The organism is Actinocorallia populi, from assembly GCF_002995495.1.
GTDB classification, from domain to species: domain Bacteria; phylum Actinomycetota; class Actinomycetes; order Streptosporangiales; family Streptosporangiaceae; genus Actinocorallia; species Actinocorallia populi.
The window spans coordinates 291,690-297,923 of the sequence record NZ_PVZV01000010.1 but is presented as its reverse complement, the minus strand read 5'-3'; the positions used below and the strand labels follow the sequence as shown (position 1 = coordinate 297,923).

Annotated in this window: 5 protein-coding genes; 2 read left to right on the top strand and 3 right to left on the bottom strand. The window is 71.9% G+C overall.

Going from position 1 to position 6,234, the window contains the following annotated elements:
* The first annotated feature begins 459 nt into the window (after window positions 1-459).
* A complete protein-coding gene (locus tag C2865_RS34270) occupies window positions 460-1,329 on the top strand; it encodes a tetratricopeptide repeat protein (RefSeq protein WP_198653801.1) in 870 nt (289 codons plus the stop codon).
* A gap of 348 nt (window positions 1,330-1,677) precedes the next feature.
* The gene (locus C2865_RS34265) at window positions 1,678-2,844 is read left to right on the top strand and encodes a PhoX family protein (protein WP_232835954.1); all 1,167 of its coding nucleotides are present in this window, start codon (window positions 1,678-1,680) and stop codon (window positions 2,842-2,844) included.
* A gap of 4 nt (window positions 2,845-2,848) precedes the next feature.
* On the opposite strand, the gene C2865_RS34260 is transcribed toward C2865_RS34265, so the two are convergent.
* The 3 genes from C2865_RS34260 to C2865_RS34250 form a co-directional block, all read right to left on the bottom strand.
* Window positions 2,849-3,889, bottom strand: a complete 1,041-nt coding sequence (locus C2865_RS34260) for a DUF2776 family protein (protein ID WP_106402815.1) — start codon at window positions 3,887-3,889, stop codon at window positions 2,849-2,851.
* A gap of 116 nt (window positions 3,890-4,005) precedes the next feature.
* Window positions 4,006-4,923, bottom strand: a complete 918-nt coding sequence (locus tag C2865_RS34255; RefSeq protein ID WP_106402789.1) for an MBL fold metallo-hydrolase — start codon at window positions 4,921-4,923, stop codon at window positions 4,006-4,008.
* Window positions 4,924-4,974: 51 nt separating this feature from the next.
* The gene (locus C2865_RS34250) at window positions 4,975-6,204 is read right to left on the bottom strand and encodes a DUF1015 family protein (protein ID WP_106402788.1); all 1,230 of its coding nucleotides are present in this window, start codon (window positions 6,202-6,204) and stop codon (window positions 4,975-4,977) included.
* Window positions 6,205-6,234: the final 30 nt, after the last annotated feature.

Genomic DNA, 6,234 nt, shown 5'->3' with positions numbered 1-6,234 from the left:
CGCGGGTTCGGCCGTCGCGATGACCGTCCGCAGTCCGGTGAGCGTCGGGACTTCCGTAAGGATGACCGCGGGTTCGGCCGTCGCGATGACCGTCCGCAGTCCGGTGAGCGTCGGGACTTCCGTAAGGATGACCGCGGGTTCGGGCGTCGTGACGATCGTCCCCAGTCGGGTGAGCGTCGGGACTTCCGTAAGGATGACCGCGGGTTCGGCCGTCGTGATGACCGTCCCCAGTCGGGTGAGCGCCGTGAGTTCAGGCGTGATGACCGGCCGCAGTCGGGTGAGCGTCGCGAGTTCCGTAAGGATGACCGCGGGCGGTCCGGTGAGCGTCGTGACTTCCGTGGGGAGGAGCGGCGGCCTGCCGAGGACCGGTTCGGGGAGCGGCGTGAGGAGCGGCTCCAGCGGGGCGGGTACGGGGCCAGGGAGGACCGGGACCCGCAGCGCACGTCCTACGACGACCCGGTGATCCCCGAGGGGATCACCGGCGAGGAGCTGGACGTCGAGGCGCGTGAGGAACTGCGGACGCTGCCGAAGGACCTGGCGGCGCTGGTCGCCCGCCACCTGGTCGCCGCGGGGCAGCTGGTCGAGGAGGACGCCGACCTCGCCTACCGGCACGCCAAGACGGCGCGCCGCCTGGCCAGCCGGGTCGGAGTCGTCCGCGAGGCCTGCGGGCTCACCGCCTACCACGCGGGAGCCTGGTCGGAGGCGCTGTCGGAACTGCGCGCCGCCCGCCGCCTGCCCGGCCGCGAGGACCTCTACCTCTCGATCCTCGCCGACTGCGAGCGGGGCCTCGGCCGCCCCGAACGTGCCCTGGACATCACCCGCTCCAAGGAGGCGGGCTCGCTGCCCAAGGAGGAGCGGATCGAACTCCAGATCGTGGAGTCCGGAGCCCGCCGCGACCTCGGCCAGTTCGACGCGGCGGTCGTCGCCCTGCAGATCCCCGAGCTGAAGGACCGGCGTCTTCGCCCCTGGTCCGCCCGCCTCTTCTACGCCTACGCCGACGCCCTCGTCGCCGCCGGCCGTGAAGAGGAGGCCAAGGACTGGTTCCTCCGCTCGGCCGCCGCCGACCGCGACGAGGAGACCGACGCCACCGAGCGCTACGCCGAACTCGACGGCCTGGAGATCATCGACACGGTCGACCCGGAGACCGCCGAGGAGGCTCCCGAGCCCGGCCTGGCGTCCGACCTGGAGCCCGCCGAGCCGGAGGCCCTCGAACCCGAGGCCGCCGAGCCCGGGCCCCGCGAGCCGGAGTCTCCGCTGACCCTGTCCTTCCAGCCGCCGCCGGACAGCCTCCCCGACCTGGAGGAACCCGACCCCGAAGAAACCGACTGACGAGAAGGCCCGCCCAGTGCGGGCCTTCTTCTTTTCCCACGGTCCCCCGCCGCCACCCCCCGGCCCTCGACTCCCGCGCGCCGCCGCCGACGGCGAGGACGCGCCGGCCCCGGCCGGCGGACCGGCCCGCGAGCCGCGGTGGTCTTCGGCGACGCCAAGCCCGGAATCGGTCCTCGGGCCCTGGCGGTCTTCGGCGACATCAAGCCGGGAAAAGGTGTTAGGTGAGGAAAGTTCGGGTCTTGACTGGGCGGGGTGTTCGCGTCATATTCACGGGGCTGTTGTGGTCTGGCGGGGGATCGGATGATCGACTGCACGGCGTTCGGTGGTACTCGAGGAGGAGTGGACGCTATGCGCGGTGTGGGACGGCGGAACTTTCTGCGGGCTGCTGTGGTGGGGACGGGTGCGACAGCCTTCGCGGGAGGGTTGTGGCAGAGCGCCTTCGCGGGTCCGGCGCAGCCGGGGGCGGGTCCGTACGGGCCGCTGGGGCCGGTGGACGCGAACGGGTTGCGGTTGCCCCAGGGGTTCGTCAGCCGGGTGGTCGCGCGGTCGATGCAGGAGGTCGCCGACACCGGTTACATGTGGCATGCGGCGCCCGACGGAGGAGCCTGCTTCCCCGACGGGGACGGGTGGATCTACGTGAGCAACTCCGAGGTGCCGCTCGTGGGCGGGGTCTCGGCGGTGCGCTTCGCGGCCGACGGGACGATCCTCGACGCCTACCGGACGCTGTCCATGACGCAGATCAACTGCGCGGGCGGGGCGACGCCGTGGGGGACGTGGCTGTCGTGCGAGGAGTACGACTACGGCTGCGTCTACGAGACCGACCCGTACGGGAAGAACGCCGCGCGGAAGCGGCCCGCGCTCGGCCGGTTCAAGCACGAGGCGGCGGCCTGCGACCCGGACCGGAAGGTCGTCTACCTCACCGAGGACCGCTCCGACGGCTGCTTCTACCGCTTCGTCCCGAGCACCTGGGGCGACCTGTCGTCGGGGACGCTGGAGGTGCTGGTCGGCTCGGGTCCGGGGAAGGTCCGCTGGGAGCGGGTCCCCCAGCCGCAGCGGTGGCTGACCCCCACCCGCGACCAGGTGCCCGGGGCGATGCGGTTCACCGGCGGCGAGGGCTGCCACTACGGCGACGGCGTCTGCTACTTCACCACCAAGGGCGACAACCGCGTGTGGTCCTACGACGCGGCGAACGAGGTCCTCGGCATCGCGTACGACGACGACCTCGTCGAGGGCGGGGCGGCCACGCTGAAGGGCGTCGACAACATCACCGGCACTCCCGGCGGCGACCTGTACATCGCCGAGGACGGCGACGACATGCAGATCAATCTGATCACCCCCGAGGGAGTCGTCGCCCCGTTCCTGCAGATCGAGGGGCACCCCGACTCGGAGATCACCGGCCCGGCCTTCTCCCCGGACGGGAGGCGGCTGTACTTCTCCTCCCAGCGGGGCAGCAGCGGCGTCATCCTCGGCAACGGCGGGGTGACCTACGAGGTGAGCGGCCCGTTCCGGTCCTGAGCGCTCAGCCCGAGGTCCCGGCCTCGAGGATGGAGACGATCGAGAAGAGGGTGAAGCAGACGGCGCCGAGGCCGACCAGGACCCGTGCGGCGACGAAGAAGGACGTGTCGGTGTCGGCGGCCTCGGCGAGGAAGGCGGAGAAGAACAGGCAGGTGAGGGCGGTGATGATCGGCAGGAGGGGAATGCGGTTGGCCAGGGGCGCCTGGCGCCGCCAGACCAGTGCCAGCAGCAGCGCCTTGGACAGGATGCTGTAGCAGATCAGGCCGAGGCCGATGAGGACGCAGCCGGGCGCGATGCGGGCGGGGGAGTCCGAGAAGAGCAGCACCCCCAGGCCGAGCAGGATGTTGACCGTGCCGAGCGCGACGACCATCGCGCTCCACCGGTAGCGCTCGGGCTCGCCGAAGCCGTTGCGGACCTGGCGGACGATGCTGGCCACCAGGGAGACCAGGCTCAGGCAGATCATGCCCAGGCCGAACACCACGTGGCCGGCGGTCCAGGAGGCGCTGCCGCCCCCGGTCCACAACGCGATCGCCAGGACGACCTCGATGAGGCCGCAGACGAACGGGATGGCGATGAGGACCCGTCCGGTCGCCGCCGAGTACACCTCGTCGGGCGCTCCCGCCTCGGGCCCTTGGGAGGCGTTGCGCGAGATGAAGGTGAAGTAGGTGGAGGAGGTGGCCACGGTGCTGACGCAGGCGGAGATGAGCCCGACGCCGAGCACCACGTGGCCGGCGAGGTCGTCCTCAGGCGCGTGGCCCCGGCGGACGAGGACGATGCCCCAGATGACGGTGAGCAGGGCCACCAGGTAGCCGGACGCCGGGAGCAGGAAGCGCCAGAGGGTGTCGTAGCGCTCGATCAGCTGCCGGATGATCGTCGCGGCGGTGGTGAACAGCGCGTAGCAGATGCCGGCCAGCGCGATGTTGACATGCCCGGCGACGAAGTGCACGGGGTCGTCGACGCGGAGCAGGTAGAGGCCGAACGCGAGGCAGACGGCACCCATGGCCAGCGGAATGGCCCTGAAGAGGACGCTGATGCCCAGGTTCATCATCGCTCCGGAACGGTTCGGCGGCACTACCTCCGGTTCCTGCCTCGTGTTCTTCCTGGAAGAACACGGCGATGTCCCATTTCCTGGGAAGGGATGTGCAGGCCGCGGCCTCGCGGTCAGGTCCTGAGCGAGTGCATGATCCCGGCCACGTTGCTCGACGTGCTGTTGAGGACCTCGTACTTCTCCCGCAGCTCGGGGTCCTCGTAGGAGCGGTACCGCCCGGCGGTGCGCTCGGAGACCATGGCGACGGCGTGGTCGACGTCCATCCCGGCGTCGTGGGCCTGCCGGACGGTCTCGACCCACAGCCGCAGCTCCTCCTCGGAGCGGTCGAGGGTGAGGGGGACGTCCGTCACGGGGCCGTAGTGGGCGAACAGCAGCCGGGTGGGCCGGAGCTCCCGGAAGCGGTCGAGGGAGGCGAGCGCCGTCTCCAGGTCGAAGTCCGGCGGGGGCGTGGCGGGGCGGACCTCGGCGGTCTCGGGGATGTAGATGCCCGCGGCGTCCCCGACGTACAGGTCGCCGGTGAGGGAGTCGAGCAGGCCGACGTGGTGGCGGGCGTGGCCTGGGGAGTAGTAGGTCTCCAGCCGCCGGCCGCCGCCCAGGTCGACCACCCCGGTGTCCTCCACGGAGGTGATGCGGGCGGCGTCGGTGGGCTTCAGCTCGCCGAAGAGGGCGTCGAACATGTCGCCGAAGACCATGCGGGCGCTGCGCACGAGCCGTTCGGGCGAGACGAGGTGGCGGGCGCCCTTCTCGTGGACGACGACCTCGGCGGACGGGTAGAGGGCGGCGATGTCGCCGACGCCGCCGGCGTGGTCGAGGTGGATGTGGGTGACGACCACCGAGGCCAGGTCGTCCGCCGACACGCCCAGGGAGGACAGCGCCTCCCGGACGACGGGGGCGGATCCGGAGGTGCCCGGTTCGATGAGGCAGGGCCGGTCGCCGAGGATCAGGTAGCCGGCGGTGATGCCCTGGAAACCGGCCATCTGGGTGTCGATCTCGTAGACGTCGTCGCCGAGCGGCGTGATCAGGTTCGCCATGCCCACACCCTAACCCGCCATTAATGATCTACAACGTAAAGGCGGCGGGCCTCAGATCAGCCGCATGACCAGCCCGGTGCGCGGCTTGGGCCCGAACGACGTCGACTTCCTGGGCACCCGCTCCCCGCCGGCGGCCAGCGCCATCACCTCCGGGACCGTCAGCGGGCCGAGGATCACCGCCGTCCCCTCCGTGCGGCTCGCGCGGGCGACCGCGTGCGCCGGGTCGTCGTGCACGACCTGGACGTTGTGCTCGTCCGGGACGATCTTCCACAGGCCGTCGATCAGGAGCCCGTCCAGGACCGCGGTGTTGAGCGAACGCCAGCGCTCGGAGCGGTCGGCGGGCAGGTCCGCGGCCAGCCGGACGGGATCGGGGTCGGTGAGCAGCCACAGGCGGCACCCCGAACCCGCGATCAGCAGCCCGTCCGGGGAGGCCTCCAGGGCGGCCAGCCCCTTGGCGAGGCCGCCCTCCAGCGGCGTGACCCGGAAGGCCTCGGCGGCCCGCGTGACGGCCTCCTGCGGGTCGAGGTCCGGCAGGACGCGGTGGATGGCGCCCAGGTGCGGGGGATAGCGCAGGGAGTCGACCAGGAGGGCCAGCCCGTGGTCCCACGGGCCCGGACCGTCCCGGCGGGCCTGGTACTCCCGGTACGCGGCGTAGCGGTGGTGGCCGTCGGCGATCAGTGCCCGGCGGTCGCGCAGGTCGGCCGCGACGGTCCCGTCGTCCTCCAGCCGCCACAACCGGTGCCGGGTCCCGTCCCCGGAGACGATCTCCAGTACGGGCGCGGAGCCGTCGGCGACCCGGTCGACCAGGTCGCTGGCCGGCCCGTCGCCCTCGTAGGTCAGGAAGATCGGCTCCAGGTTGGCGCGGGTGGCCTCCAGCAGGGCGAGCCGGTCGCGCACGGGGCCCGGGTAGACGTTCTCGTGCGGCAGGATCACCCCCTCGGACTCGTCCCGCAGCCCCACGCAGCCGATCAGGCCGCGCTGCAGGAACCGGGGCCCGCCCATCTCGTAGACGTACAGGGCGGGCGAGCCGTCGGTGATCAGCGTCCCGTCGGCGAGCCACTCGCGCAGGGTCCGCCCTGCCGCCTCGTAGCCGCCGCCGGGCAGGGTGATCTGCACGATGTTGTGGGACGCGCCCGCCCGCAGCCGCCCCAGGTCCTCCTCGTCGATGAGGTCGTACGGCGGGCAGGTGACCGCCTCCAGGTTCCCGACGGCCGAAGGGGAGAAGCGGACGCCGGAGAAGGGGAGGAGTTCCAGCCCCCCGCGCTGGTCGATGCGGTCCATGTCGGGAGATCGTACGGACCGGCCTGCAGA